Origin of the sequence: Microbacterium shimangi, assembly GCF_043556445.1 — a bacterium.
GTDB lineage: Bacteria > Actinomycetota > Actinomycetes > Actinomycetales > Microbacteriaceae > Microbacterium.
In genome coordinates this window covers 1,021,711-1,045,447 of record NZ_JBIGII010000003.1, presented here as the reverse complement: position 1 = coordinate 1,045,447, position 23,737 = coordinate 1,021,711, and the positions used below count along the sequence as shown (strand labels likewise).

Genomic DNA, 23,737 nt, shown 5'->3' with positions numbered 1-23,737 from the left:
GGCGACCTCAGTCGAGGATCGCGTACACCTCGAGTTCGACCAGCACGTCGGGCTCGAAGAGCATGTCGACGCCGATGACCGAGACGGGCGGAAGCGGCGTCGGAAGCGACAGCTCGGCGGTGACCCGCTCGACTCCGGCGAAGAAGGCGTCGAACATCTCGGGTTTCGAGTGCGTCGTGAAGAATCGCATCCGCACCACATCCGAGAACGTCGCGTCCGCACCGGCCAGCCCGCGGGCGGCGTTGCGGAAGACCTCCGCCACCTGCCGGGTGAGGTCGTCGGGTGCGAGGCGGTTGCCGACGCCATCACGCGCGATCTGGCCTGCGACGTGCACGTGCCGGCTTCCGGTCGCGATCGAGACGTGGTGGTAGGGCACGGGCTGGAACATGCCCTCGGGAGACAGGGTCTGAACGGTCATGGGGTCTTCCTTCGGTCGGCGATGAAGTGGTACCCCCTGTCTACCTAGTGCCCCCAGGGAACTTCAACGAGACTAGGTGTCATGACCGACACCGCCCCGGCCGATACCGACCTGCTGCAGATCGACACTCCCCACCGCGAGCTTCTCGACCAGCTTCTCGACAAGTGGTCGCTGCAGGTGATGGACGAGCTGTGCACCAGACCCTCGCGGTTCAACGAGCTGCGTCGCGCGATTCCGCTGATCGGCCAGAAATCGCTCACCACGACGCTGCGCCGCCTCGAACGCAACGGCATGATCGAGCGCGTCGTCCTGCAGACGCGCCCCATCGCCGTGGAGTACCGCATCGCGCCCGTCGGCACGTCGCTCAACCAGCTCATCGACGCCCTCCTGCGCTGGACGACCGAGAACCTGCCCGAGGTCGAGCGCGCGAGAGAGAGGTTCGACGCCGAGGATCAGTGATCGCGGGGTCCGGCGGGCGGGAGCGCCTCAGCCGTCCCAGCGCCGGAACAGCGCGGCGAGGGCTTGGCCGCCGCCGATGCACATCGTCACGACCGCGTATTCGAGGTCACGGCGCTGCAGGTCCATCGCCGCACGAACGGTGAGGATCGCCCCGGTCGCCCCGACCGGGTGTCCCAGAGCGATCGCCCCGCCGTACGGATTCGTCTTCGCCGGGTCGAGACCGGCGTCACGGATGACGGCGACCGCCTGGGCGGCGAAAGCCTCGTTCAGCTCGATCACGTCGATATCGGAGGCGCTGAGCCCGGTCTGCTCCCAGAGCCGCTCGAGGGCGACCACCGGCGCGTATCCCATGATGTCGGGATCGACGCCCGCGGTGGCGACGGCCTCGAGGGTCACGAGGCCGTTCATGCCCCTCTCGCGAACGTCGGATTCCCGCATCAGCACGACGGCCGCCGCGCCGTCGTTGATGCCCGACGAGTTGCCCGCGGTGACCGAGCCGCCGGGACGAAACGCTGCACGGAGCCCTGCCAGCACGTCGAGGGTGGTGCCGGGGCGCGGATGCTGGTCGACCGACACCTCGACGCCGGATCGCCCCGGCGTCGTCACGGGCACGATCTCTGCGGCGAAGGCGGAGCGCGCAGCATCCGTCGCCGCCCTTCGCTGGCTCTCCACGGCGAATTCGTCTTGCTCGCGTCGCGAGACGCCGTAGCGCTCGGCCACGTTCTCGGCGGTCGTTCCCATGTGCTCACCGCTGAACGGATCGGTGAGGATCGCGAGGGTGCCGTCGAGCAGCGTCCGGTTGCCCAGCCGTGCACCGTCGCGTGCGCCGAAATCGAGGAACGGTGTGCGCGACATGCTTTCGTCACCGCCCGCGACGACCGCGTCGACGCCGCCCCACAACAGTTCCTGGGCGCCCGACCAGATCGCCTGGAGCCCCGAGCCGCAGAGGCGGTTCACCGTGAACGCGGGCACCCGCGTCGGCAACCCGGCCGCGAGCGCGACGCGGCGGGCGTTGTAGGCGTCGGGGCCGTTCTGCGCGATGCAGCCCATGATGACTTCGCCGACCTCCGCGGGTGCCACGCCCGCCCGCGCGAGCGCCGCCGTGACGGCGACCGCTCCGAGTTCGTGCGCCGGCACGCTCGACAGCGAGCCGGCGAAGCTGCCGATCGGCGTCCGCGCACCGGCGACCACCACCACGCGTTCGCGCATCAGCCGGCCGCCTCCTCCGGACGCGCAGCCGTGTCATCGTCGGCGGGTGCCTCGTATCCCTCGACGTGACGCTCGTCGGGGCCGTTGTACTCCGAGAGCGGGCGGATGAGGGCGTTCGCCGCGCGCTGCTCCCTGATGTGCGCCGTCCACCCCGTCACCCGCGCCGCGACGAACAGCGGCGTGAAGGTCGCGGTGTCGAAACCCATGAGGTGATACGCCGGGCCGGAGGGGTAGTCGAGATTGGGGTAAATGCCCTTCCGCGCGACGAACTCCGTCTCGAGGGCGTCGTAGAGATCGAGCACGTCGGGTCGGTCGTAGTGCGCGACGAGCGCTACGAGCGCGTTGCGCATCGTTGGCACGCGCGAGTCGCCGTGCTTGTACACCCGGTGCCCGAAACCCATGACCTTGCGCTTGCTCGACAGTGCTTCATCGAGCCACGGCACGACGTTCGACGAGTCGCCGATCTCTTCGAACACGTGCATGACGGCCTCGTTCGCTCCGCCGTGCAGTGCCCCCTTCAAGGCCCCGACCGCCCCCACGACCGCGGAGTACAGGTCGCTCAGGGTCGAGGTGATCACGCGCGCGGTGAAGGTCGACGCGTTGAAGGAGTGCTCGGCGTAGAGGATCAGCGAGACGGTGAACGCGTCGACGACGAGGGGTTCGGCCTCTTCGCCGAACGTCATCCAGAGGAAGTTGGCCGCGTAGTCGAGGTCGTCGCGGGCCTCGATCGGGTCTTCGCCCCTGCGGCGTCGCTGGTCGTACGCGATGACCGCCGGCAGCGCGGCCAACAATCGGATGCTGCTGGCCAACTCGGCGTCGGGGCTCGAGTCGTCGGCTGCCGGGTCGGAGGCCCCGATGACGCTGACGGCCGTCCGAACGACGTCCATCGGGTGCGCGGTGCGCGGCACGAGGTCGATCGCCGTCCGCACGGCGGGGAGCAGCGTCCGGTGCCGGCGCTCTTCGAGGCGGAACTCCGCGAGCTGCGAGGCCGTCGGCAGCTCACCGTGCCACAGCAGGTAGGCGACCGCCTCGAACGGCTGGGTCGCGGCGAGCTCTTGCACGGGGTAGCCGCGGTACAGGAGGCTGTTGGTGTCGGGGTTGACCTTGCTGATCGCGGTGTAATCCACCACGACGCCGGCGAGGCCCTTCTTGATCTCGGTCATGTCTCTCCTTCGAGATTCGGGGTGTTCTGCCCGCATGTCCCATTTTCCGCAAGGAACGACGCCGATTCTTGCGGAAATCGGGACACGGGTCGGGTCCGTTACCGCTCGACGCGGAAGTCGAAGACGCTCGTGTCGAAGCGGGTGTAGCCCTCGTAGTCGATCAGGTCGTAGAGGTTGGCGCGGTGCTGCATCTCTCCGAGCTTCGCGGTGAGGTGCCCTTCGCCCTGGAGCGTATCGAGGCCGCGGTCGGCGGCGCCCATGGCCAGGCGCAGCAGCGACACCGGCCAGATCACGATGTTGACGCCGACGTCGCGAAGCTGGCCGGTGGAGAAGAGCTCGCTCTTCCCGAACTCGGTCATGTTCGCGAGGATCGGCACGTCGAGCGCCGCGCGCATGGCTTCGAACTCGCCGAGGTCGCGCATCGCCTCGGGGAAGATCGCGTCGGCGCCGGCATCGACGAGCGCTTTCGCCCGGTCGATGGCAGCGTCCAGTCCCTCGACGGCGCGGATGTCGGTGCGCGCCATCACGAGAAAATTCGGGTCGCGACGTGCATCGACGGCGGCGCGGATGCGTTTGACCGCCGTCTCACGGTCGACCACGCTCTTGCCGTCGAGGTGCCCGCAGCGCTTCGGGTTGATCTGGTCTTCGATGTGCGCGCCGGCGATCCCGGCGTCTTCGAGCGTCTGGATCGTGCGGGCCACGTTCATCGGCTCACCGAAGCCGGTGTCGGCGTCGATGATCGCCGGAAGCTCGGTCATGCGCGCGATCTGCTGCCCCCGACCCGCCACTTCGGACAGCGTCGTCAGCCCGATGTCGGGCAACCCGAGGTCGGCCGCCAGCACCGCACCCGAGATGTACACACCGTCGAAGCCCTTGCGCTCGATCAGTCGCGCCGAGAGCGGGTTGAACGCCCCGGGGAACCGCAGCAGTTCGCCGGATGCCAGACGTTCGCGGAGTATCCGCCGCTTCTCGTGTGCCGGGGTCTGCGCGTACAACATCAGTTGCCGCCCTCGCTCGCGCCCGCACTCAGGCTGAATGCGGTCGACACCGCCGAGAAGCGGCGTGTCGAGGCCCCTGCGACGAATTCAGCCTGAGTTCGTGCGCGAAGGCCCGCGCCACGCCGAAGTCGGCCGCACATCAGAAGAGGCCCTTCGGAGCGGGCGCGAGAGCCAGGACGCCGTGCTTCGCCGTGATGTTCAGCTGCAGCACCTCGGCCGGCGTCAGCTCGGGCAGGCGCTGGGCGAGATCGAGGAAGCGCTCGATCTCTTCGGGCAGCAGCACGGGCTCGGCCAGCAGCCGGAACTTGCGGACGTAGTCTTCGCGGGCGAACGGCCGCGCGCCGAGCGGGTGGGCGTCGGCGACGGCGATCTCGTCTTCGACGGTCGAGCCGTCGGCGAGGGTGATGACCACGCGCCCGCCGAAGGCCTTCTCGTTCGGGTCTTCGGAGTGGTACCGGCGGGTCCATTCGGCGTCTTCTGCCGTGGTGACTTTGCGCCAGAGGTCGACCGTGTCGGGGCGTCCGGCGCGTTCGGGCAGGTACGAGTCGACGTGGTGCCACGCGGCATCCTGCAGGGCGACGGCGAAGATGTACGGGATCGAGTGGTCGAGCGTCTCGCGCGACGCGGTGGGCTCGTACTTCTGCGGGTCGTTCGCGCCGGAACCGATCACGTAGTGCGTGTGGTGGCTCGTGTGCAGCACGATCGACGCGATGTTCGCGGGGTCACGCAGGTCGGGCCGTTCGGTGCCGAGTCGGCGGGCGAGGTCGATCCAGGCCTGCGCCTGGTACTCGGCGGAGTGCTCCTTCGTGTACGAGTCGAGGATGGCGCGCTTGGACTCCCCCGCCGCCGGAAGCGGCACGTCGTAGCTCGCATCGTTGCCGTCGAGCAGCCACGCGACGACGCCGTCTTCGCCCTCGTAGATCGGCGCGGGCGAGGTCTCGCCGCGCATCGCGCGGTCGACCGCTTCGACGGCGAGCTTGCCGGCGAAGGCGGGGGCGAAGGCCTTCCAGGTCGAGATCTGGCCCTTGCGCGACTGCCGGGTGGCGGTCGTGGTGTGCAGCGCCTGCCCGATCGCCTGGTGGATCGTGGGGGTTGCGAGACCGAGCAACGTGCCGATTCCGGCGGCGGCGGCGGGGCCGAGGTGCGCGACGTGATCGATCTTGTGCCGGTGCAGCGAGATGGCCCGCACCAGGTCGATCTGGATCTCGTACGCCGTGGCGAGGCCGCGGACGAGCGCCGCACCGTCGCGCCCGGTGTGCTGGGCGACGGCGAGGATCGGCGGGATGTTGTCGCCCGGGTGCGAGTAATCGGCCGCGAGGAAGGTGTCGTGGTAGTCGAGCTCGCGCACCGCGACGCCGTTCGCCCAGGCCGCCCACTCGGGGCTCGTGCGACGTTCGAGGGCGCAGCCGAAGATCGTCGAGCCCGGGCCGCTGATCGACACGGGGTGATCGAGGGCCTGCTGGCGCGCTGCGCTCACCGGGTGACGGGTGAGGGATGCCGCGGCGACCGCGGCGTTGTCGATGACGCGGTTGATGATCATCTCGACCACGTCATCGTCGACCGCGACCTCGTCAGCGGCGACCTCGGCGAGGTGCCAGGCCAGCTCGCCCTCGCGCGGCAGGTACTCGTCGCTGCGGTGGACGCGGAGGTGGTGCGAGATCGTCATGGGGGGCCTTTCGTGGGGCATTCCCTACCCATACTGCCCGCACTGCGAGGTCAGCCGTGGACGGCCGACTGCCCGAGGTGCGTGACGAGCTCGTCGAGGGCGCTCGCCCAGCCGTCATAGTAGCTCTCGTCGCCCGCCGTGCCGTCGACACCGCGGAGGTCGAAGGTCAGGCGCGCCAGGTCGCCCGCCGACGCGATCGTGACGGTCACGACGGGTGTGTCGTCGGGGTCGGCGCCGGGCTCGCCCCAGGTGAAGACGAGTCGCTCCTGCGGCACGACCTCGAGGTACTGCCCGCCCGTCGGAAACTCTTCGCCCGACGTGTCGTCGACCATCGTGTAGGTGTACAGACCCCCCACACGCGGGTCGATGCTCACCGACTCGCGCGGGGTGGTCGCACCCGCCGGATGCCACCACTGCGCGGCCTCGTCGGCGTCGGTCCACGCCGTCCAGATCTGTTCGGGTGTCGCGTCGAGCAGCCGCTCCACGGTGAAGCCTCGGGACGAATCGATCATGGGATGCTCCTCACCTCCGCGGCGCGCATCGTCGCGGTTCGAGAACGCTACGTCGTTCGTCGCGTCCCGTCGAGGCGGTTGCGCTCGACCTCTGCGAGCATCCGTTCGAGTGCGTCGAGAGCGGGCCGCTGCCCCTTCACCAGGCGATCGCGCGCGACGTCGAGCGCCACCCACTCCGCTCGGTCGACCTCGGGGAACATCGCGGTCTTGCCTGACCGGGGCGGCCACTCGAGCTCGAACTCGCCGAAGACGAATCCGGAGGCGTCGAACCCGGCCCCGTCGGCGACGAACACCGCGACGCGTTTCCCCGACGAGTACGCGAAGGTGCCGAGCTCGGCATAGGCGACGGCGGGCGCGCCGACCCCGAGTTCCTCACGAAATTCGCGGCGCGCAGCATCCAGCGCCGTCTCGTGGTCGGGGTCGAACTCGCCCTTCGGAATCGACCAGGCAGCGGCCTCTTTCGCGGCCCAGTACGGCCCGCCCATGTGGGCGATGAGCACCTGCACCCCGCCGGCTTCGAGCCGGTAGAGCAGAATGCCGGCGCTCATCGCCACCATGATCCGGCCTCAGGCCACTCGCGACTTCGGCGATGATTCGTACGTCTTCTGCCCGTCGCTCTCGACGGCGCCGCTCAGCGCGGTGTCGATCGCCGCGAGAGTGTCGGCGTCGAGCGTGATCCCCGAGGCCTTCACGGTGTCGGCGAGCTGCTCGGGCCGCGACGCGCCCACGAGCGCGGCGGCGACGTTCGGGTTCTGCAGCACCCACGCGATCGCCATCTGCGGCATCGACAGACCCGCCTGCTCGGCGACCGGCTTGAGCCGCTGCACGGCGGTGAGGGTGTCTTCGGCGAGGAAGCGCTTGATGAAGGTCGCACCGCTCTTCTCGTCGGTCGCGCGCGATCCGTCGGGCACGGGCTGGCCCGGCAGGTACTTGCCGCTCAGCACGCCCTGCGCCATCGGCGACCAGACGATCTGGGAGATACCCAGCTCTTCGCTCGTCGGTACGACCTTCTCTTCGATGACGCGCCACAGCATGGAGTACTGCGGCTGGTTCGAGATGAGCTGGATCTTGAGCTCCTTCGCCAGAGCGTGCCCCTCGCGCAGCTGCTCTGCGGTCCACTCCGAGACGCCGATGTAGAGCACCTTGCCCTGGTGAACGAGGTCGGCGAAGGTCTGGAACGTCTCTTCGAGCGGTGTCTCGTAGTCGAAACGGTGCGCCTGGTAGAGGTCGACGTAGTCGGTGCCGAGGCGCTTCAGCGAGCCGTGGATCGACTCGGTGATGTGCTTGCGGCTGAGGCCGGTGTCGTTGGGGCCGCCGGGACCGGTCGGAAAGTAGACCTTCGTGAAGATCTCGAGCGACTCGCGGCGCTGCCCTTCGAGCGCCTTCCCGAGAATGACCTCGGCCGCGGTGTTGGCGTAGGCGTCAGCCGTGTCGAACGTCGTGATGCCGGCGTCGAGGGCGGCATGAACGGTCTTCACGGCCGCATCGTCTTCGACCTGCGACGCGTGCGTCACCCAGTTGCCGTAGGTGATCTCCGAGACCTTGAGACCACTGTTTCCGAGATAGCGATAGTTGACCATGTCTTCCACGCTATGCCCGATGACGGGGTCAGCGGGCCGGGGTTGCGGGCCGCCGAACCCGCCGCTCGCGGCTCAGCCCGCTTCGTTCTCGTCCTGTCCCGACGTGGGTGCATAGCCGATGGTGTCGAGCCAGCTGCGGAACGTCGCCGCGTCGGGCGCCACACGACGGGTCGCCTCGATGTCGGCCTGGTAGGCAGGGGTCTCGACGAACCAGCGGAACATCGCCTGCAGGTCGTCCTGACCATCGAGCACGGCCAGCGGCAGAGCCTCGTAGCGAGCGGGCATTCCCGCCCTCTCCGCGAAGGCTGCGGCAATTCCGCTGCCCGTGAGCTCGTCGCCGGCGATCTCGATCTCGGCCGGCAGCACCGAAGGCTCGAGCAGGGCGCTCGCGGCAACGGTTCCGATGTCGCGGACGGCGATCATCTGCATGGGAACGTCATCGGCGAAGGGCAGACGAACCACGAGGGTTCCTTCCTCGACCGTCGGGGCGAACCCGAAGAAGTTCTCCATGAAGAAGACGGGGCGGATCACGGTGCTTGCGACCCCGAGAGCGGCGAGATGCTGTTCCACGAGCCGCTTGGATTCGAAATGAGGGACGCCGGAGTGGCGCTCGGCGCCTCCCACCGAGCTGAAGACCACGTGGGGCACGCGGGCGGCGGCGGCAGCATCCGCGAGGGCGATTCCCTGGTTGGTCTCGCCTTCCGTGTCGGCGTTCTGTATCCCACCGGGAGGAGTCGTCATGAACCAGAACGCGTCGACGGCGTCGAGGGCGGATGACAACGTGGCTGCATCGTCGATGTCGACCTTCGCGAGCTCCACGCCACGCGCGGCGAGGGCGCGGGCCTTCTCGGAGCCGGTGTCGCGCAGAAGTGCGCGCACGCCCGCACCGCGGGAGAGGAGGGCGTCGACGACGGCTCCTCCCTGGCTTCCGGTAGCGGCGAAGACGGCGATCAGGGGGGTGGTGGGTTCAGTCATGGTTGACTCCTTCTAGTCGATATCCAGACACAACCTTAGCCGGCTAACCATTATTCCAAGGGGCGCGATGAAAGTCGACAGAGCACTCTCCGAGCCCGGCGCCGACCCCATCAGCTCGCTGATCCCCGCGGTCGCGAAGGCTCACCGCAAGCTCGCCGGAGCGCTCCTCCAAGACCTCGGACTGGCGCCGGGGCAAGAACTTGCGATGATGCTGCTGTGGGAGGAATCGCCCCGTTCGCAGGTCGACCTGACTCGGCTCCTGATGGTGGAGGCGCCGACCACGGCGAAAATGCTCGCCCGCCTCGAACGAAGCGGCATGATCACGCGCGAACGCTCCGAGGTCGACCGGCGCGTCGTGCTGGTGTCCCTGACCGACGCGGGTCGCGCGCTCGAGGAACCCGTCACCTCCGTATGGCGCGATCTCGAGGCGCGAACGACCACCGACCTCACCCTTTCGGAGCAAGGCCAATTGCGTTCACTCCTCACGAGGGTCGCCGAGACTCTCACCCAGGTGGAGGCGTAATCCCAGCCAGGCAGTGGAGCCGGGCCGGACAGGTCGGAGGAACCTCCTCCGTCGGCCGGTGTCATGCGTCGCCACCTTCGCGGCGCCCTGACCTAACCGTCCTTGCGGATCCACCGAAAGGTGAGCCGCACGAGTACGAGTCCGACGACGAGCCAGAGGAGCGTGACGATCAGGGTGAGTCCGTGCTGCCAGGTGCCCCCGGGCTCGGCCACGGCGAACGACTCGGGGAGGAACACCGAACGCATTCCCTGGGCGAGCCACTTCAGCGGAAAGATGCCCGCGAAATTCTGCAGCCAGTCGGGCAATGCCGAGAACTGGATGTAGACCCCCGAGATGAACTGCAGCACGAGCACGATCGGAATCACGACCGCCGTCGCGCTGCGGCCGCTGCGCGGAAGGGCGCTGAGGCCGACCCCGAGAATGGCGCAGGTCGTCACGCCGAGCAAGAAGACCCACGCGAAGGTCAGCCACCGCTCGGGCTCCGTCGGCAGCGAGACACCGAAGAAGATCGCCGCGATCGCGATGAGGAGACCCGCCTGCAGGATGCCGGTGATCAGCACCTGCCCGAGCTTGCCCATGAAATACGACACCGGGGAGAGCGGGGTGCCGCCCAGGCGTTTCAACGTGCCGTCGCTGCGTTCCATCGCGATGTCGAGCGCGAGGTTCTGGGTACCGGAGAGCAGCAGACCGGCGGCCACCATGCCGGGGAGGTAGTAGGCGGCCGACGAGATCTGCGCCCCGGGAGGCCCGAAAGTGCTCGAGCTGAACGCGACCGAGAAGATCAACAGGAACAGCACCGGAAAGAGGAACGTGAAGAAGACCGAGTCGCCCTGGCGGAAGTAGGAGCGCACCTCGAACGCGATGCGCGAGAAGCCGAGCCGGAGGGTGCGTCCGAGACCGAACGAGACGGGCGCCGCGCGGTGAGCGGCGGTCAGCGGGGCGGTCATGCGCGAACTCCTTCAGCTTCGAGTACTGCCGGTGACTCGACGAACGAGAGGTAGATGTCTTCGAGGCTCGGGCGCACGACCTCGAGACCGTCGGGCTCGTGACCGCTGCCCGCCGAACCGCCGGCGGCGACCAGGTGGGCGACGAATTCGCCGGGGCTGTCGGTGCGCTCTTCGCGCACCTCGCCGTTCTCGCGCCAGCGCACCACCGGAATGCGCGACTCGGGCCCGCCGAGCTGATCGATCGGCCCGATCGAGACGAGTCGACCGCCCACGACGATGGCCGCACGCTGCGAGAGTTCGGCAGCCTCGTCGAGGTAGTGGGTGGTGAGGAGAATCGTCGTCCCCTCGTGTTGCAGCCCCCGGATCAGGTCCCAGAACTGTCGACGCGCCTCGGGATCGAACCCCGTCGTCGGCTCATCGAGGAAGAGCAGGTCGGGTTGCCCGATGATGCCCAGGGCGACGTCGACGCGCCGGCGCTGACCGCCCGAGAGCTTCCGCACCGGGGTCTTCGCCTTCTCGGTGAGCCCCACGGCCGCGATGACCTCGTCGACGTCGCGGGCGCGCGGATAGAACCCCGCGAAGTGCGACAGCAGATCGCGCACCGATGCACTGGGTGCCTCACCCGTGTTCTGCAGCACGATGCCCAATCGCGCCTTCCACTCGAGAGTGGCGCGGTGCGGGTCGACGCCGAGCACGGACACCGTTCCGCCGCTGCGGTCGCGGTACCCCTCGAGGATCTCGATCGTCGTGCTCTTACCCGCACCGTTGGGTCCGAGGAGAGCGAACGTCTCGCCGCGGCGGATGTCGAAACTGACGCCCTTGAGCGCCTCGAATCCCCCGCGGTACTTCTTCGTGAGGTTCGCGACCTCGACGACGGCATCTGTCATACCCCTGAGAATGCCGTGATCGGATGCTGCGCACCACCGTCACGCGGTGGGCGCGGCATCCACCGATCAGTGGACCCCGGCGACGGGCGCCCACGCAGGATCGCGCAGAGCGGGACAATGCTCGGGCGTGGGGTGGTGAGCGATGTCGATCATGCGGTCGAGGGCATCGCGCGCGGCGGCGAGGTCGGCCATCGCGGAGGTGATGCGACTGCGCTCGGCTTCGAGCATCTCGAACACCTCCGCAGACGCCTGCCCGGTGTCGACGCAGGGCAGGAGTTGCAAGATCGTGCGGCTCGCCAGACCGGCGGTGAAGAACTGCTGGATGAGCTGCACGCGCTCGACGGCGGGTTCGGCGTAGATGCGCTGACCCGTCGAGGTGCGCTCGGAATGGAGCAGACCCTGCTCTTCGTAATAGCGCAGCGCCCTCGTGCTGACTCCCGCGCGGTCTGCGACGTCGCCGATCCTCATGCGTCTCGCACCTTTCGTTCAAGACTTGCCCTTGACGTCAATGTCAAGGTTTAGCGTAGCCGACGGCGGGCCTTTCGGCGCCCGCCTCCGCCTCATGAGAAAGCCAGAACCCATGGAAATCACCGACCAGATCGCCCTCGTCACCGGAGCAAACCGCGGCATCGGACGCCAGTTCGTACTCGAACTGCTCGACCGAGGGGCCGCGAAGGTCTACGCGACCGCACGGCGGCCCGAAACGGTCGACTTCGCAGACAGCCGCGTCGTGCCGGTTCGGCTCGACCTGCTCGACGACGCGTCCATCGCCGCGGCGGCCGAGGCTGCCTCCGACACGACCCTCCTCGTCAACAACGCCGGCATCTCGACCGGCGCCTCTCTCCTGACGGGCGACCTCTCCGAGATCCACCGCGAGATGAACACCCACTTCTGGGGGACGCTCGGCATGATCCGCGCGTTCGCCCCCGTCCTCGCCGCGAACGGCGGCGGCGCGGTCGTGAACATCCTCTCGGCGCTGTCGTGGTTCGCCGCTCCCACCGGCGCCTCGTACGCCGCCGCGAAGGCCGCCGAATGGAACATGACGAACGGCGTTCGCCTCGAGCTCGCCGCGCAGGGAACCCTCGTGCAGGGCGTTCTGCTGGGCGCCGCCGACACCGACCTGACCGCGGCCTACGACGGCCCGAAGATCGATCCTCGCGACGTGCCGCGGATGTCGTTCGACGGCCTCGCCGCCGGATCGATCGAGGTCATCGTCGACGACTGGACCGCCATGGTCAAGGCGTCACTCGCCGGCGACCCGGCGGCGTTCTACGCCCGGATGGCCGAGCTGCTCGGCGCGAGCTGACCGCCGCGATGTGGTGCACGCCTCACTGACGGAGGGCGAGCACGCTCCTCATCTGTCCGCCGAGGAGTCGACCACCACGCAGCGTGGTCGGTTTCCTCGGCGAGCGAATCGTCTGTTCGGACGAACTTTGGGCGGTAATCGCGGCCGCACGCCGCCATCCGTCAGCGGGCTGCACGGCACGATCTAGGCTGACGGAACGAGCCATCGGGGGGTGCTGTGATCCGAGTCCTGCTTGTCGACGATCAGGTGGCGGTCCGGCGCGGCCTGCGCGAGATGCTGAATGCCGAACCCGACATCACGGTCGCGGGCGAGGTCGCCTCAGGCCCAGCGGCCCTCGAGATCTCGAAACGTCGACACTTCGATGTCGCCTTGATGGATGTGCGGATGCCCGGCGGCGACGGCATCTCGGCGTCGCGCATCCTCGCGAAACGCCAGCCGCCCCTGCCGACAGTGATGATGACGTCGTTCGACATCGACGACGCCCTGTTCCGGTCTCTGCAGGCCGGCGTTTCCGGATACGTCCTCAAGACCGGCCCCCTCGAAGAACTCATCACCGCGATCCGGGCCGCGTCACGCGGCGATCTGGTGATCTCCGCGACCGTGGCGCGTCGCGTCGTCGACCACGTGACGTATCGCACGTCCGATGTCCGGCCGATGGATGACGCAGTGAGACTGCTCTCGCGGCGTGAGATCGAGGTCGTGCGCTTGCTGTGCTCGGACACCTCCACGAACGAAGCCATCGCCGGCCAGCTCGGACTATCGCCGACGACCGTCAAGAGTCACATTCAGCGCATCAGCGCGAAAGTCGGGGTCAACACGCGGGCGACACTTGTCGCGTGGGCGTTCCGCAACGGCATCGTCTCCTAGCCCGGCACTTCGCGAGCCGACCGAGCGGCCCGAGCCGCTCGGCGCCGGCCGATCGCGACCGACGTGGCGGACGTAGGAGCTGACGCGAGCGCAGGCGGATTCGCCGCGGATCGTCCTGCCTCCGCTCCATCTCCTAAGCACGCGACGCGACCAGGTCGGCGAGCGCGCCGCTCGGCAGGGCGATCCACCCTTCGCGGCGGGCTCGGTCGAGCAGTTCCGGCGCGGGTGGCGTGTACCTGCCGAGGGCAGCGCTTCGGGCGGCGAGAGCTGCCACGACCGCGTCGAACGCGTCGCCCGAGCGTGCCATCAGCTCGGCGTGACCGCCGAGGTGCAGCCACGGCGCCCCCGCCACCACACCCGCGAGCAGCCGGGTGCGGGTCTCGGCGTCAGAACGGTAACCCGTCGTGTCGAAGCCCCACAGGCGAAGACTCGCTCCGGGGTACACCTCGGCGACGTCGCCCGAGCCCGAGCGGTCGACGTCGTGCCCCGCATCGCGCAGCCTTCCGAGCAGCCCGCTGCAGCGCATCGCGGTGAGCCCGAGCCGGTCCGTCGAGACGCTCAGCGGCCAGCGGCCGGTGACGTGACGGGCGAAACGGTCGGTCTCGCGATAGGCGAGGGTGCGGCGCCACTCCATGCCGCCGTCGAAGGTCGCCGCCGCCGAATCGGCCTGAGCGACCACGAACGCGACGAACTCGTCGGGCCAGCCGAAGGCGCAGTCGATGCCGACCTTGTCGGCGCCACGCGAGGCATCGACGATCTCGGCGTCGGCGACTCCGACGGAGAGCCGTGTCAGCGCAGCATCCGCCCCGCCCCACTCGATGACCGCCACCGCGGTCTTCGTGCTCTCGGCGGCCAGGTCGACGCCGACCGTGCGCATCGAGGTCGGGTCAGACGACGGGCGTCGCGTCGGCGGCGACCTGGTCTTCTTCGGTGGCCACGAGCTGTCCGCAGGCGCCGTCGATCTCTTTGCCGCGGGTGTCGCGGAGCGTGGTCGGAATGCCCGCATCGTTGAGGCGCCGCACGAACTCGTTCTGCACCGGCACCTCTGATGCGGTCCAGATCGAGCCGGGGGTCGGATTCAGCGGGATCGGGTTCACGTGCACCCAGCCGCGGCCGCGCGCATTGAGCTTCTCGGCCAGTAGATCGGCGCGCCAGGCGTGGTCGTTCATGTCTTTGATCAAGGCATACTCGATCGATACACGGCGGCCGGTCTTCTCGAAGTAGTTGCGCGCCGCATCGAGGGCCTCGTCGACCTTCCACCGCGAATTGACGGGGATGAGTTCGTCGCGCAGCAGATCGTCGGGCGCGTGCAGCGACAGCGCGAACGTCACGGGGATGTCCTCGTTCGCGAGTTTGATCATCGCGGGCACGAGTCCGACGGTCGACACCGTGATCCCCCGCGCACTCATGCCGAGGCCGTGCTCTTTGTCGACCATGACCCGCACGGCCTGCATGACCCGCGCGTAGTTCGCGAGCGGCTCGCCCATTCCCATAAAGACGATGTTCGACACCCGATCGGCCGAGTGGTCGTCGTGCTTCTTGCCGCCGAGGCCGCCGTCGGCGATGAGGCGGTTCGCGCGCACGATCTGCTCGATGATCTCGGCCGCCGACATGTTGCGGGTGAGGCCCGCCTGCCCGGTGGCGCAGAAGGGGCAGTTCATGCCGCACCCGGCTTGCGACGACACGCAGAGCGTGATGCGGCCCGGGTAGCGCATGAGCACCGACTCGACGAGCGCACCGTCGTGCAGCTTCCAGAGGAACTTGATCGTGTCGCCGCGATCGGTCTCGAGCCGCTTGACCTCGGTCAGAAGGGGCGGGAGCATGCCGGCGACGAGTTCTTCACGACCCGATGCGGGCAGGTCGGTCATGTGCGCCGGGTCGCTCGTGTAGTGCTCGAAGTAGTGCTTCTCGAGCTGCTTCGCACGGAAGCCCGGCATGCCGAGCTCTTTCACCTTCGCGGCGCGCTCATCGGCGGTCAGGTCGGCGAGGTGCACGGGGGGCTTCCCCCGTTTGGGGCTCGCGAACTGCAGGAGCGGACGGCCGGTGTCGTCTTTCTGCTGCGACCAGCCCTCTGTCGCCGGGCGCACCTGACGGGGTTTCGTGGTGCGCACGGGGGGCTGCTCGATCATGTTCCCAGGGTACGGGACTCGGCTGCGCGCGGGCTGGCCGCGACTACCGTGGAACGGTGCATCCCGACGACATCCCCCATCGCCGCATCGCGTTCCTCGACGTGGACGGAACCCTCATCGACCACCACCAGCGCCTCGCCCCTTCGGCGATCGAAGCCGTACGAGGTGCACGCGCCCGCGGGCACCTCGTCTACCTCTGCACCGGCAGGTCGCGCACCGAGATTCCGGAACCCGTGACCGCGATCGGCTTCGACGGCGTGATCTCGGCCGGCGGCGGCTTCGTCGACCGGGGCGATGAGCGCGTCGCCGAACACACGATGCCGAGCGCGGCGCTGCACGAGCTCGTGGCGTTCTTGGAGGACAACGACATCGAGTACATCCTGCAGGCCTACGACGAGATCTATCCGAGTCGGCGCATGTTCGAGAGCATCGCCCCGGTGATCGACCAGGTCGTCGGACGAGCGCCCGAAGACGCCGCATCCACCGACCTTCTGCGCCTCGAGAAGGCCATGGCCTACCGCGGGCCCGCGCCCGAGGACGCGGTCGCCAAAGCCACCTTCTTCGGCACAGATCCGCGGGCGTTCGAGAAGGTGCGCGATGCGCTGGGCGACCGATTCCACGTGATCACGGGCACGATCCCCTACCTCGGAGGCTCGGGCGGCGAGATCAGCCTGCACGGGGTGAACAAGGGAGCGGCCATCACCGAACTGGTGGAACACCTCGGCCTGACCCTCGCCGACGCGATCGGCATCGGCGACAGCTACAACGACCTCGAGATGCTGCAGGTGTGCGGCGTCGGTATCGCCATGGGCAACGCCGACGATGCGGTGAAGGCGCACGCCGACGAGGTCACCACGAGCGTGCACGATGACGGCGTCCACGCCGCGTTCGTGAAGCACGGACTGATCTGACGCGTTCACGGTCGCCGAGCCCTCGGACCCGCCGGTGTGCTCGCCGGAGGAGATATGCAGTGCGGAGGAGTTTCTCGCTGTAAGCGTCCTCCTTTATGCACATCTCCTCCGTTGTTGGCGCCCCGCGAGCGTGCCCACCGGGCCGCGGGGTCAGTCGAGGAAGATGTCGGGGAACAGCGCCTCGTCGGGCGTGCCCGGCACGGCGGCGTACTTCGCGAAGTCGGTGATGCCGGCGGCCTCGAGCACGTCCTCGACGATGAGCGTCTGACCCGACCGCTCGCTCGACGGTGTGATGAGCACCTCGTAGGCGGCGTCGGCGTAGATCTCGGGGGTGCGACTCGCGGCCATGATCCGATCGCCGCCCAGCACGTTCTGCACCGCCGCCGTGGCGATGGTGGTGCGCGGCCACAGGGTGTTCGCCGCGATGCCCGACTCCGCGAACTCCGCGGCGATGCCGAGCGTCGCCATCGTCATGCCGAACTTCGCCAGGCTGTATCCCGTGTGCGCGCCGAGCCATTTGGCCGTGACGTTCAGTGGCGGCGACAGCGACAGGATGTGCGGGTTCGCGGCGTCTTTCAGCACGGGGATCGCGGCCCGCGACAGCAGAAAGGTGCCGCGCACGTTGACCCCCTGCATGAGGTCGTACTTCTTGCTCGCAAGATCGAGCGATCCCGACAGATCGATGACGCTCGCGTTGTTGACGACGATGTCGATGCCGCCGAACTCCCCCTGCGTCTTCATCACGGCCTCGGTGATGTCGTCGTCGTTGCGCACGTCGCCGACGATGGGAAGCGCCTGACCACCCACCTCGCGGATCGCCGCGGCCGCAGTGTGGATCGTGCCCTCGAGCTTCGGATGCGGAGTGTCGGTCTTGGCGAGCATCGCGATGTTGGCCCCGTCGCGCGCGGCGCGGAGGGCGATCGCGAGCCCGATGCCCCGACTGCCGCCCGACATGAGGATGGTCTTTCCGGCCAGTGTCCGTGTCATGGGTTTCTCCCGTTCGTGGGTTCCGCTCCGCCGTGTCCCGACGTGCGCGGAGGGTCAGCGCTTGTTCTTGGCGGATGCTGCGGCGAAGGCCGCGACGCGATGCTGCGACGCGGGGGTGTCGAAGGCCGCGCCGATGGTGGATGCCTCGTCGTCGAGGTTCTCGGCGAGGGTGCGCCCGGCACCCGTGCGTACGAGCCGCTTGGCCTGGCCGAAGGCCGCCGTCGCCCCGTCGAGCCAGAATCGGGCGACCGCCTCGGCGCGGGTCGCCACGTCGGCGAGCGGCACGACTTCGGCCACGAGCCCCCAGGCGAGGGCTTCGTCGGCGTCGAGGGTGCGATCTTGCAAGAGCAGCTGCAGTGCTCGCCGCTGCCCGATCGCGGCGGGGAGGAGCGTCGAGACGCCGAGGTCGGGGGTCAGCCCGATGTTGGCGTACTTGCTGACGAACCGGGCGACGCTGGCGGCGACCACGTAGTCCGCCGTCAACATGAGGCCGAGGCCTCCGCCCGCCACGGCGCCCTGGACGGCCGCGACGATGGGCACCGGGATCTCGGTGAAGATGCGGATGCCCTCGTGGATCACGGCCGCCGTCTCGGTGACGTCGGCTCCCGAGGCGCCGGACGTGCCCATCATGACGACGTCTCCCCCGGCGCAGAAGGCCGGCCCCGCAGCATCCAGGATCACCGCCCCGATCGTCGGATCGACCGCGACCGCACGGGCGATGTCGCGCCACCGTTCACCCATCTCGAAGTCCATCGCGTTCAGCGACGCGGGCCGATTGAAGGTCACGCGGGCCAGGCCGTCGGAGACGGAGAAGAGGATGCTGTCGGTCACTGTCGCTCCTTGATCGAGGCGGGTCACTTCGGTGCCATGCGAATGGCGCCGTCGAGGCGGATCGTCTCACCGTTGAGATAGCCGTTGTCGACGATCGCGAGCACGAGCCGGGCGTATTCGTCGGGCGAGCCCAGCCGTGCCGGGTAGGGCACCTGCTGGCCGAGCGAGTCCTGCGCGGCCTGCGGAAGGCCCTTCAACATCGGCGTCTCCATGATGCCCGGCGCGATCGTGACCACGCGGATCGCGTGGCGGGCCAGCTCGCGGGCGACGGGCAGCGTCATCGCGGCGACTCCACCCTTGCTGGCGGCGTAGGCGGGTTGGCCGACCTGCCCCTCGAAAGCGGCGACGCTCGCCGTGTTCACGATGACGCCGCGGTCGCCCTCAGCATCCGGCTCGTTCCGGCTCATCACCGCCGACGCCTGCGCCGTGACGTTGTAGGTGCCGACCAGGTTGACCCTGATGACGCGTTCGAAGTCGGCGAGGGGCGTCGGCACGCCGTCTCGGTCGAGCACTTTGGCCGGCGGTGCGATGCCCGCGCAGTTGACGACGACCCGCAGCGGCCCCGCTTCTGCGGCGAGCGCGACGGCAGCGGCGATCTGCGCGGGATCGGTGACGTCGGCCGCGGCGAAGCGCCCTCCGAGCTCGTCGGCGAGGGCGGCACCCGCCGATCCCGGCAGGTCGACGAGGGTGACGCGGGCGCCGGATGCGGCGAGGCGCCGCGCGGTGGCGAGCCCCAGCCCGCTGGCTCCGCCCGTGACGAGGGCGGCAGCGCCGTCGATGTGCATTCGCTCTCCTTCGAACCCGTCTCCACCCTACGGGGCGGGTGCCCGTCAGAGACCGAAGATCGGGCGCCACGCCCCCGAGGCGACGGAGATGACGACGGATGCTGCGGCGATGCCGAAGGCGATCGCGATCAGCGCGGCGTCCTTTCCCCTCAGACGTGACGGGCGCGCCCAGGTGCGGGGCCCGGGGGCACCGAAGCCACGAGACTCCATCGCCGTCGCGAGCTTCGATCCGCGGCGGATGGCGAGCACGAGCAGCGCGAAGGTCTGGCCGAGCAGCCGGCGCGCCCGGCCGGCGTCGGCCACCCCGCGGGCGCGTCGGGCGAGCGCCAGTTCTCGCCAGTCTTCGATCAGCAGCCCGACGAGACGGAGGCCGGCGAGAGCGCCGAGAACGAACCGCGCGGGGAGGCGGAGGATCTGACCGAGCCCGTCGGCGAGGTCGGTCGGGTCTGTCGTGGCGAACAGCACGACGCTGGGCACCGAGATCGCGAGCACGCGGAGAAGGATGGCGAGCGCGAGGTCGATCGAGCCGTCGCTCACCCGCAGCACCCCCCACTCGACGTACATGCTTCCCGCCGGGCGCCCGTAGAGGAGGGTCGCGAGCGAGGCGACGACAGCGCCGAGAACGAGCGGCCAGAGCCGCAGCCAGAGATCGCGGAGGGGAAGTCGCGCGAAGGGGAGGAGCAGGAGTGTCGCCGCGAGCGTGACCCCGGCCGAGACCGGGTCGATCGAGGCCAGCAGCGCCCCGGTCAGTATCAGCGTCGCCGCGAGCTTCGCCACGGGATTGAGGCGCGCGAGCAGCCCGTCGGGCGGACCCAGCGTCAACAGGCTCACGGGGCACTCACCGTGAGTTCGGCGTCGGCGAGCGCGGTCACCAGTTCGCGGTCGTGGGTGACGAAGGCGATGGCCGTGCCGTCGGCGCGGAGCGCATCGAGGAGATCGGCGATCTCCCGCCAGGTGCGGGCGTCTTGCCCGAAGGTCGGCTCGTCGAGCACGAGCGCGCGGGGTGCGGTCGCGATCGCCGCCGCGACCGTGAGTCGGCGCTTCTCGCCCCCCGAGAGGGTGAACGGGTTCACGTCGGCGAGCCGGGTCAGTCGCAGGCGTTCGAGCAGTTCATCGACGGTACCCGCGATCTCTGCGGGCTCGCGGCGGAGCGCGCGCAGCCCGACGGCCAGTTCGTCGCGCACCCTCGTTGTGAGCAGTTGGTGCTCGGGCTCCTGGAAGACCATGCCGATCCGCGTGAGCAGTTCGCGTGAGCGCCACTTCGTGGGCGTCGGGCCGAGACCGGCCGCGAGCGCGGGCAGTGCCGCCAGGCTCCCGGCAGCCGGGGGCAGGAGCCCCGCCAGCGTCAGGGCCAGAGTGGACTTTCCCGCCCCGTTCGGCCCGGTGACGGCGAGGGCACGGCCGGCCTCGAGAGCGGTCGAAAGACCGGATGCGACGACCGTCGTGGTCCGTGCGGCGAAGGCCCGGCGCCCCACCGCGAGCGCTGTCGCGGTGAGCAGGGTGTCGGATGCTGCCGAGCGCGGCCTCCGATCCGTGTCGACGGCCACACCCGGAACCCACACCCCCGACTCGGTGAGCGATCGGCCGTGCTCCCGGAACACCGCGGCAGGGGGGCCGTCGGCGATGATCCCTCCGCCGGTGCCGTCGCCCCGACTCTCGCCGAGGACGATCACGCGGTCGACGGCATCGGCCCACAACGCCACACGATGCTCGACCACGACGAGCGTCGCGCCGGTGGCCCGCGCCGCCGCCACGACCGCGTCGCGCACCAGAACGGCCCCCTCGGGATCGACATTCGCCGTCGGCTCGTCCAGCAGCATGAGCCCCGGGCGCATCGCGAGGATTCCCGCGATGGCGAGCCGCTGCTTCTGTCCGCCCGACAACCGGGCCGTCGGATGCCCTCGCCCGACGTTCAGACCGACGGACTCGAGCGCAGCATCGACCCTGGGCCAGATCTGCTCGCGGGGAATACCGAGGTTCTCGCACGCGAAAGCGACGTCGTCGCCCGCGCGCGCGAGAACCACCTGGGAGTCGGGGTCTTGCAGGACGAGCCCCGACCTCCCGCGCCCGGCGGACGGGGGCACGCCGTCGACCTGTAGCTCGCCGACGCTCTCGCCGTCGTCGCCGTCGTCACCCAGCACCCCCGCGAGAGCCTGAAGCAGCGTGCTCTTCCCCGAGCCGCTGGCGCCGAGCAGGAGCACCCGCTCGCCCGGGTCGATTGCGAGATCGAGACCGCTGACCGCCCACCGACGGCGGCCGGCGTGCCGCCACCCCCACGATCGGGCGCGGACGGCCGCGGGCCCGCGCGTCACGCGGCGTCGACGGCGGGCGTCTCGCGAGAGCGGTACGCGCGTCCGGAAGCGAACCGGTCGAGGGCCCCGGTAGCGGCCAACGCTCGAGCGAGCACCCAGGAGACGAGGCCGGCGATCAGAACGCCCGACACGACCGCCGAGACGAAATAGACCGCCCGCGCCTCGAAAGCGAGCGCCGCGACCGACGAGAAATTGGTGTCGAGGAGGGCGACCGAGAGGCCCGCGAGCCCGCCCGAGAGAAGCGCGACGCCCAGCCGCCAGTTGGCGTAGGCGAACAGCGCGAACGCGAGTTCAGCGCCGAGGCCTTCGAGGATGCCCCAGATCAGCGTGGTGAAACCCCACTGGGTGCCGATGGCCATCGACACGACGGCAGCCACCACCTCGGTGAACAACGCCGCCCCGGGCTTGCGGATGATCAGGCCACCGAGGACGCCGGCGAACAGCCATCCGCCCGCGAGCAGGCCCGAAAGCCCCGGGGTGAACGCGAGGGTGGTGTCGAGGACGGGCCAGGCCTGCCCCCAGAGCCAGAAGACGAGACCGGCGGCGACGCCGATCACGCTCGCTACGACGATGTCGACGACCCGCCACGAATAGCGGTGAGTCCCGGTCGATGGGGACGCGGAAACGTGCATGTTCTCTCCTCCCTGCGCTGGCATTACCCAGATCAGGTTCGACGGTCGAAGCGTGGATCGCTTCCTCTCAGCCCGGCTCACCGGACTCCCGTGGTTTCCGACGAGTATAGACCGCCGGTCGGATACGTTAGGCCCATGGGACCCGACGCCACCGCGCCCCCGACGCGGCGTGAGTTGCGCGAACGCGCCACCGCGGAGCAGCCGATCGTCGACGGATCGTCTGCCGACGAGCCCGGCGAGCAATCGGCCGAGCGCATCCTCGACGAGGCGCCTGCCGCGATCGTGGCGTCGCAGCCCGGACGCTTCGTCGCGCTCGCCTGGGTCGACGACAACAGGGTCGCCGCGCCCGACTCGCCGTCGTCGCTAGCAGTGAGCGCACCGTCGACGAAGCCGGGCGCCGATCTGCTCGCCACGGCCCCCCGCCGCTCGCCCTGGCGACCGGGCGTGCTCGTTCCCCTCGCCGTTCTCATCGTCGTCATCGGCGCGTACGTCGCGACGACGCTGCTGTGGCCGCTCTACGCGGTGGAGCCCGAGATCGAGGCCTTCTCGGTGCAGCCGGCCGCGTCCGCCGTGGTGGCGCCCGCTTGGCCTGCCGACGGCGGAGCGGCCATCACGGTCGCGGGGGCCGGCAGCATCCTCTCGTCCTCGAGCGAGTCGGAGTCGATCGCGAGCATCACGAAGATCGTCACCGCGCTCGTGGTCCTCGACGAGATGCCCCTGGCCCTCGGCGAAGCGGGCCCCGATTACGCCTTCACCGCCGCCGACCGCCGTCAGTACCAGGCCGATCGCGCCGCGGGTGAGTCCGCCCTCGATGTGCCGGTCGGCGGCACGCTGACCCAGTACCAGATGCTCGAAGGCCTGCTGGTGGGTTCGGCGAACAACTACGCCGACCGCCTTTCGGGCGACCTGTTCCCCTCCGACGAGGTGTTCGCCGATGCCGCCCGCGCCTGGCTCTCGGCCCATGGCATCTCGGGCATCTCGATCGATGATCCCTCGGGCATCGTCGCCGGAAACGCGGCGACCCCCGAAGCACTCATCCCCCTGGCCGTCGCGGCGCTCGAGAACCCGGTCATCGCCGAGATCGTCGCAAAGCCGGTCATCGACCTCCCCGGTGCCGGCCGCGTCGAGAATACGAACGATCTGCTGAACGACCCCGGGGTCGTGGGCCTCAAGACCGGCACCCTCGATTCGTACAACCTGCTGGCCGCGAAGAACATCACTGTCGGCGACACGACCGTGCGCGTCTACGGCTCGGTGCTCGGCCAGCCCGATCGCGCGACGCGCGACGCGGCGATGCGCACGCTCTTCGCGCAGGCCGAGGCCGACCTGCAGCCGCAGCCGTCGGTGCCGGCGGGCACCCGCGTGGGCGAGGCCGTGACGGAGTGGGGCGAGTCGGTCGACGTCGTGACCTCCGACGACGCCGTCGTCGTGCTGTGGAACGGCGCGGCGGCGACCCCGACGACCGAGTACACCCTCGGTGACGCCGTCGACGAAGGAGCCACCGTCGGCACCCTGACCGTCGCGAGCGCCGTCGACACCGACACGGTGGAGCTGCGGCTGACCGGAGAGATCGAGCCCCCGACCGCGTGGTGGCGCCTCACACACCCGCTCGAGCTGTTCGGCCTCGCCGGCTGACGCGG

Annotated in this window: 26 protein-coding genes and 1 riboswitch; of the genes, 6 read left to right on the top strand and 20 right to left on the bottom strand. The window is 69.5% G+C overall.

Going from position 1 to position 23,737, the window contains the following annotated elements; all coding sequences use genetic code 11:
- Positions 1-7: 7 nt before the first annotated feature.
- A complete protein-coding gene (locus ACFXQA_RS06715) occupies positions 8-418 on the bottom strand; it encodes a RidA family protein (RefSeq protein WP_394519024.1) in 411 nt (136 codons plus the stop codon).
- An 81-nt stretch (positions 419-499) separates the two neighbouring features.
- Between ACFXQA_RS06715 and ACFXQA_RS06710 the strand changes: the two genes are divergently transcribed.
- The gene (locus tag ACFXQA_RS06710; protein ID WP_394519023.1) at positions 500-877 is read left to right on the top strand and encodes a winged helix-turn-helix transcriptional regulator; all 378 of its coding nucleotides are present in this window, start codon (positions 500-502) and stop codon (positions 875-877) included.
- Between the two features lie 27 nt (positions 878-904).
- On the opposite strand, the gene ACFXQA_RS06705 is transcribed toward ACFXQA_RS06710, so the two are convergent.
- The 8 genes from ACFXQA_RS06705 to ACFXQA_RS06670 form a co-directional block, all read right to left on the bottom strand.
- A complete protein-coding gene (locus ACFXQA_RS06705) occupies positions 905-2,086 on the bottom strand; it encodes a thiolase family protein (RefSeq protein ID WP_394519022.1) in 1,182 nt (393 codons plus the stop codon).
- The gene (locus ACFXQA_RS06700; protein WP_394519021.1) at positions 2,086-3,249 is read right to left on the bottom strand and encodes a bifunctional 2-methylcitrate synthase/citrate synthase; all 1,164 of its coding nucleotides are present in this window, start codon (positions 3,247-3,249) and stop codon (positions 2,086-2,088) included. The genes ACFXQA_RS06705 and ACFXQA_RS06700 overlap by 1 nt, the downstream gene beginning before the upstream one ends.
- A 98-nt stretch (positions 3,250-3,347) precedes the next feature.
- The gene (prpB, locus tag ACFXQA_RS06695; protein WP_394519020.1) at positions 3,348-4,247 is read right to left on the bottom strand and encodes a methylisocitrate lyase; all 900 of its coding nucleotides are present in this window, start codon (positions 4,245-4,247) and stop codon (positions 3,348-3,350) included.
- Between the two features lie 139 nt (positions 4,248-4,386).
- Positions 4,387-5,913, bottom strand: coding sequence for an MmgE/PrpD family protein (locus ACFXQA_RS06690; RefSeq protein ID WP_394519019.1), 1,527 nt, complete (start codon positions 5,911-5,913; stop codon positions 4,387-4,389).
- Between the two features lie 50 nt (positions 5,914-5,963).
- On the bottom strand, positions 5,964-6,425 hold the full coding sequence (locus tag ACFXQA_RS06685) for an SRPBCC family protein (protein WP_394519018.1): 462 nt from the start codon (positions 6,423-6,425) through the stop codon (positions 5,964-5,966).
- Positions 6,426-6,472: 47 nt separating this feature from the next.
- Complete coding sequence (locus ACFXQA_RS06680; protein WP_394519017.1) at positions 6,473-6,982, bottom strand: NUDIX hydrolase; 510 nt, start codon at positions 6,980-6,982, stop codon at positions 6,473-6,475.
- Between the two features lie 9 nt (positions 6,983-6,991).
- The gene (locus ACFXQA_RS06675; protein ID WP_394519016.1) at positions 6,992-8,005 is read right to left on the bottom strand and encodes an aldo/keto reductase family protein; all 1,014 of its coding nucleotides are present in this window, start codon (positions 8,003-8,005) and stop codon (positions 6,992-6,994) included.
- A 72-nt stretch (positions 8,006-8,077) separates the two neighbouring features.
- Complete coding sequence (locus ACFXQA_RS06670; protein WP_394519015.1) at positions 8,078-8,980, bottom strand: NmrA/HSCARG family protein; 903 nt, start codon at positions 8,978-8,980, stop codon at positions 8,078-8,080.
- A gap of 67 nt (positions 8,981-9,047) precedes the next feature.
- Here ACFXQA_RS06670 and ACFXQA_RS06665 point away from each other — a divergent pair, with 67 nt between their 5' ends.
- Entirely contained in the window at positions 9,048-9,503 is a 456-nt protein-coding gene (locus ACFXQA_RS06665; RefSeq protein ID WP_394519014.1) for a MarR family winged helix-turn-helix transcriptional regulator, read from the top strand.
- A 92-nt stretch (positions 9,504-9,595) separates the two neighbouring features.
- Here the strand turns inward: ACFXQA_RS06665 and ACFXQA_RS06660 are convergent, their stop codons facing one another.
- From ACFXQA_RS06660 to ACFXQA_RS06650, 3 genes are all read right to left on the bottom strand, one after another.
- Positions 9,596-10,450, bottom strand: coding sequence for an ABC transporter permease (locus ACFXQA_RS06660; protein WP_394519013.1), 855 nt, complete (start codon positions 10,448-10,450; stop codon positions 9,596-9,598).
- Positions 10,447-11,337 (bottom strand): ABC transporter ATP-binding protein, encoded by an 891-nt coding sequence (locus ACFXQA_RS06655; RefSeq protein ID WP_394519012.1) that lies wholly within the window; start codon positions 11,335-11,337, stop codon positions 10,447-10,449. Before ACFXQA_RS06655 ends, ACFXQA_RS06660 begins: the two co-directional genes overlap by 4 nt.
- Before the next feature lie 66 nt (positions 11,338-11,403).
- A complete protein-coding gene (locus tag ACFXQA_RS06650) occupies positions 11,404-11,805 on the bottom strand; it encodes a MerR family transcriptional regulator (protein ID WP_394519011.1) in 402 nt (133 codons plus the stop codon).
- Positions 11,806-11,917: 112 nt separating this feature from the next.
- Here ACFXQA_RS06650 and ACFXQA_RS06645 point away from each other — a divergent pair, with 112 nt between their 5' ends.
- Both ACFXQA_RS06645 and ACFXQA_RS06640 read left to right on the top strand, forming a co-directional pair.
- Entirely contained in the window at positions 11,918-12,643 is a 726-nt protein-coding gene (locus ACFXQA_RS06645; protein WP_394519010.1) for an SDR family oxidoreductase, read from the top strand.
- Positions 12,644-12,859: 216 nt separating this feature from the next.
- Positions 12,860-13,510, top strand: coding sequence for a response regulator transcription factor (locus ACFXQA_RS06640; protein WP_394519009.1), 651 nt, complete (start codon positions 12,860-12,862; stop codon positions 13,508-13,510).
- Between the two features lie 133 nt (positions 13,511-13,643).
- Here ACFXQA_RS06640 and ACFXQA_RS06635 read toward each other — a convergent pair whose 3' ends face one another.
- A complete protein-coding gene (locus tag ACFXQA_RS06635) occupies positions 13,644-14,387 on the bottom strand; it encodes a DUF429 domain-containing protein (protein ID WP_394519008.1) in 744 nt (247 codons plus the stop codon).
- Positions 14,388-14,397: 10 nt separating this feature from the next.
- Positions 14,398-15,639, bottom strand: a complete 1,242-nt coding sequence (gene rlmN, locus ACFXQA_RS06630; protein WP_394519007.1) for a dual-specificity RNA methyltransferase RlmN — start codon at positions 15,637-15,639, stop codon at positions 14,398-14,400.
- Positions 15,640-15,695: 56 nt separating this feature from the next.
- Here rlmN and ACFXQA_RS06625 point away from each other — a divergent pair, with 56 nt between their 5' ends.
- Positions 15,696-16,550 carry an HAD family hydrolase gene (locus ACFXQA_RS06625; RefSeq protein WP_394519006.1) on the top strand — a complete coding sequence of 285 codons (855 nt, stop codon included), beginning with the start codon at positions 15,696-15,698 and terminating at the stop codon, positions 16,548-16,550.
- Between the two features lie 150 nt (positions 16,551-16,700).
- Here the strand turns inward: ACFXQA_RS06625 and ACFXQA_RS06620 are convergent, their stop codons facing one another.
- The 6 genes from ACFXQA_RS06620 to ACFXQA_RS06595 all read right to left on the bottom strand — a co-directional run bounded on the left by ACFXQA_RS06620 (position 16,701) and on the right by ACFXQA_RS06595 (position 22,097).
- A complete protein-coding gene (locus tag ACFXQA_RS06620) occupies positions 16,701-17,537 on the bottom strand; it encodes an SDR family oxidoreductase (RefSeq protein ID WP_394519005.1) in 837 nt (278 codons plus the stop codon).
- A 54-nt stretch (positions 17,538-17,591) separates the two neighbouring features.
- Positions 17,592-18,368 carry an enoyl-CoA hydratase/isomerase family protein gene (locus ACFXQA_RS06615; protein WP_394519004.1) on the bottom strand — a complete coding sequence of 259 codons (777 nt, stop codon included), beginning with the start codon at positions 18,366-18,368 and terminating at the stop codon, positions 17,592-17,594.
- 23 nt (positions 18,369-18,391) lie between these two features.
- A complete protein-coding gene (locus tag ACFXQA_RS06610) occupies positions 18,392-19,153 on the bottom strand; it encodes an SDR family NAD(P)-dependent oxidoreductase (RefSeq protein ID WP_394519003.1) in 762 nt (253 codons plus the stop codon).
- A gap of 45 nt (positions 19,154-19,198) precedes the next feature.
- On the bottom strand, positions 19,199-19,984 hold the full coding sequence (locus ACFXQA_RS06605; protein ID WP_394519002.1) for an energy-coupling factor transporter transmembrane component T family protein: 786 nt from the start codon (positions 19,982-19,984) through the stop codon (positions 19,199-19,201).
- On the bottom strand, positions 19,981-21,465 hold the full coding sequence (locus ACFXQA_RS06600) for an ABC transporter ATP-binding protein (protein WP_394519001.1): 1,485 nt from the start codon (positions 21,463-21,465) through the stop codon (positions 19,981-19,983). Before ACFXQA_RS06600 ends, ACFXQA_RS06605 begins: the two co-directional genes overlap by 4 nt.
- Positions 21,462-22,097 (bottom strand): ECF transporter S component, encoded by a 636-nt coding sequence (locus ACFXQA_RS06595; protein WP_394519000.1) that lies wholly within the window; start codon positions 22,095-22,097, stop codon positions 21,462-21,464. The genes ACFXQA_RS06600 and ACFXQA_RS06595 overlap by 4 nt, the downstream gene beginning before the upstream one ends.
- A riboswitch (TPP riboswitch) is annotated at positions 22,090-22,199 on the bottom strand. It overlaps the preceding gene by 8 nt.
- A 33-nt stretch (positions 22,200-22,232) precedes the next feature.
- Between ACFXQA_RS06595 and ACFXQA_RS06590 the strand changes: the two genes are divergently transcribed.
- Positions 22,233-23,732: a D-alanyl-D-alanine carboxypeptidase family protein gene (locus tag ACFXQA_RS06590; protein ID WP_394518999.1), complete on the top strand. Its 1,500-nt coding sequence runs from the start codon at positions 22,233-22,235 to the stop codon at positions 23,730-23,732.
- Positions 23,733-23,737 lie beyond the last annotated feature (5 nt).

Bases quoted from the DNA above. Each gene is read 5' to 3' on its own strand.
- ACFXQA_RS06595 (WP_394519000.1), bottom strand. From the start codon at position 22,097: ATGCACGTTTCCGCGTCCCCATCGACCGGGACTCACCGCTATTCGTGG.
- ACFXQA_RS06715 (WP_394519024.1), bottom strand. From the start codon at position 418: ATGACCGTTCAGACCCTGTCTCCCGAGGGCATGTTCCAGCCCGTGCCC.
- ACFXQA_RS06635 (WP_394519008.1), bottom strand. From the start codon at position 14,387: ATGCGCACGGTCGGCGTCGACCTGGCCGCCGAGAGCACGAAGACCGCG.
- ACFXQA_RS06610 (WP_394519003.1), bottom strand. From the start codon at position 19,153: ATGCACATCGACGGCGCTGCCGCCCTCGTCACGGGCGGAGCCAGCGGG.
- ACFXQA_RS06645 (WP_394519010.1), top strand. From the start codon at position 11,918: ATGGAAATCACCGACCAGATCGCCCTCGTCACCGGAGCAAACCGCGGC.
- ACFXQA_RS06690 (WP_394519019.1), bottom strand. From the start codon at position 5,913: ATGACGATCTCGCACCACCTCCGCGTCCACCGCAGCGACGAGTACCTG.
- ACFXQA_RS06705 (WP_394519022.1), bottom strand. From the start codon at position 2,086: ATGCGCGAACGCGTGGTGGTGGTCGCCGGTGCGCGGACGCCGATCGGC.
- ACFXQA_RS06685 (WP_394519018.1), bottom strand. From the start codon at position 6,425: ATGATCGATTCGTCCCGAGGCTTCACCGTGGAGCGGCTGCTCGACGCG.
- ACFXQA_RS06620 (WP_394519005.1), bottom strand. From the start codon at position 17,537: ATGACACGGACACTGGCCGGAAAGACCATCCTCATGTCGGGCGGCAGT.
- ACFXQA_RS06590 (WP_394518999.1), top strand. From the start codon at position 22,233: ATGGGACCCGACGCCACCGCGCCCCCGACGCGGCGTGAGTTGCGCGAA.
- prpB (WP_394519020.1), bottom strand. From the start codon at position 4,247: ATGTTGTACGCGCAGACCCCGGCACACGAGAAGCGGCGGATACTCCGC.
- ACFXQA_RS06710 (WP_394519023.1), top strand. From the start codon at position 500: ATGACCGACACCGCCCCGGCCGATACCGACCTGCTGCAGATCGACACT.
- rlmN (WP_394519007.1), bottom strand. From the start codon at position 15,639: ATGATCGAGCAGCCCCCCGTGCGCACCACGAAACCCCGTCAGGTGCGC.
- ACFXQA_RS06660 (WP_394519013.1), bottom strand. From the start codon at position 10,450: ATGACCGCCCCGCTGACCGCCGCTCACCGCGCGGCGCCCGTCTCGTTC.
- ACFXQA_RS06665 (WP_394519014.1), top strand. From the start codon at position 9,048: ATGAAAGTCGACAGAGCACTCTCCGAGCCCGGCGCCGACCCCATCAGC.
- ACFXQA_RS06675 (WP_394519016.1), bottom strand. From the start codon at position 8,005: ATGGTCAACTATCGCTATCTCGGAAACAGTGGTCTCAAGGTCTCGGAG.
- ACFXQA_RS06655 (WP_394519012.1), bottom strand. From the start codon at position 11,337: ATGACAGATGCCGTCGTCGAGGTCGCGAACCTCACGAAGAAGTACCGC.
- ACFXQA_RS06650 (WP_394519011.1), bottom strand. From the start codon at position 11,805: ATGAGGATCGGCGACGTCGCAGACCGCGCGGGAGTCAGCACGAGGGCG.
- ACFXQA_RS06700 (WP_394519021.1), bottom strand. From the start codon at position 3,249: ATGACCGAGATCAAGAAGGGCCTCGCCGGCGTCGTGGTGGATTACACC.
- ACFXQA_RS06670 (WP_394519015.1), bottom strand. From the start codon at position 8,980: ATGACTGAACCCACCACCCCCCTGATCGCCGTCTTCGCCGCTACCGGA.
- ACFXQA_RS06680 (WP_394519017.1), bottom strand. From the start codon at position 6,982: ATGGTGGCGATGAGCGCCGGCATTCTGCTCTACCGGCTCGAAGCCGGC.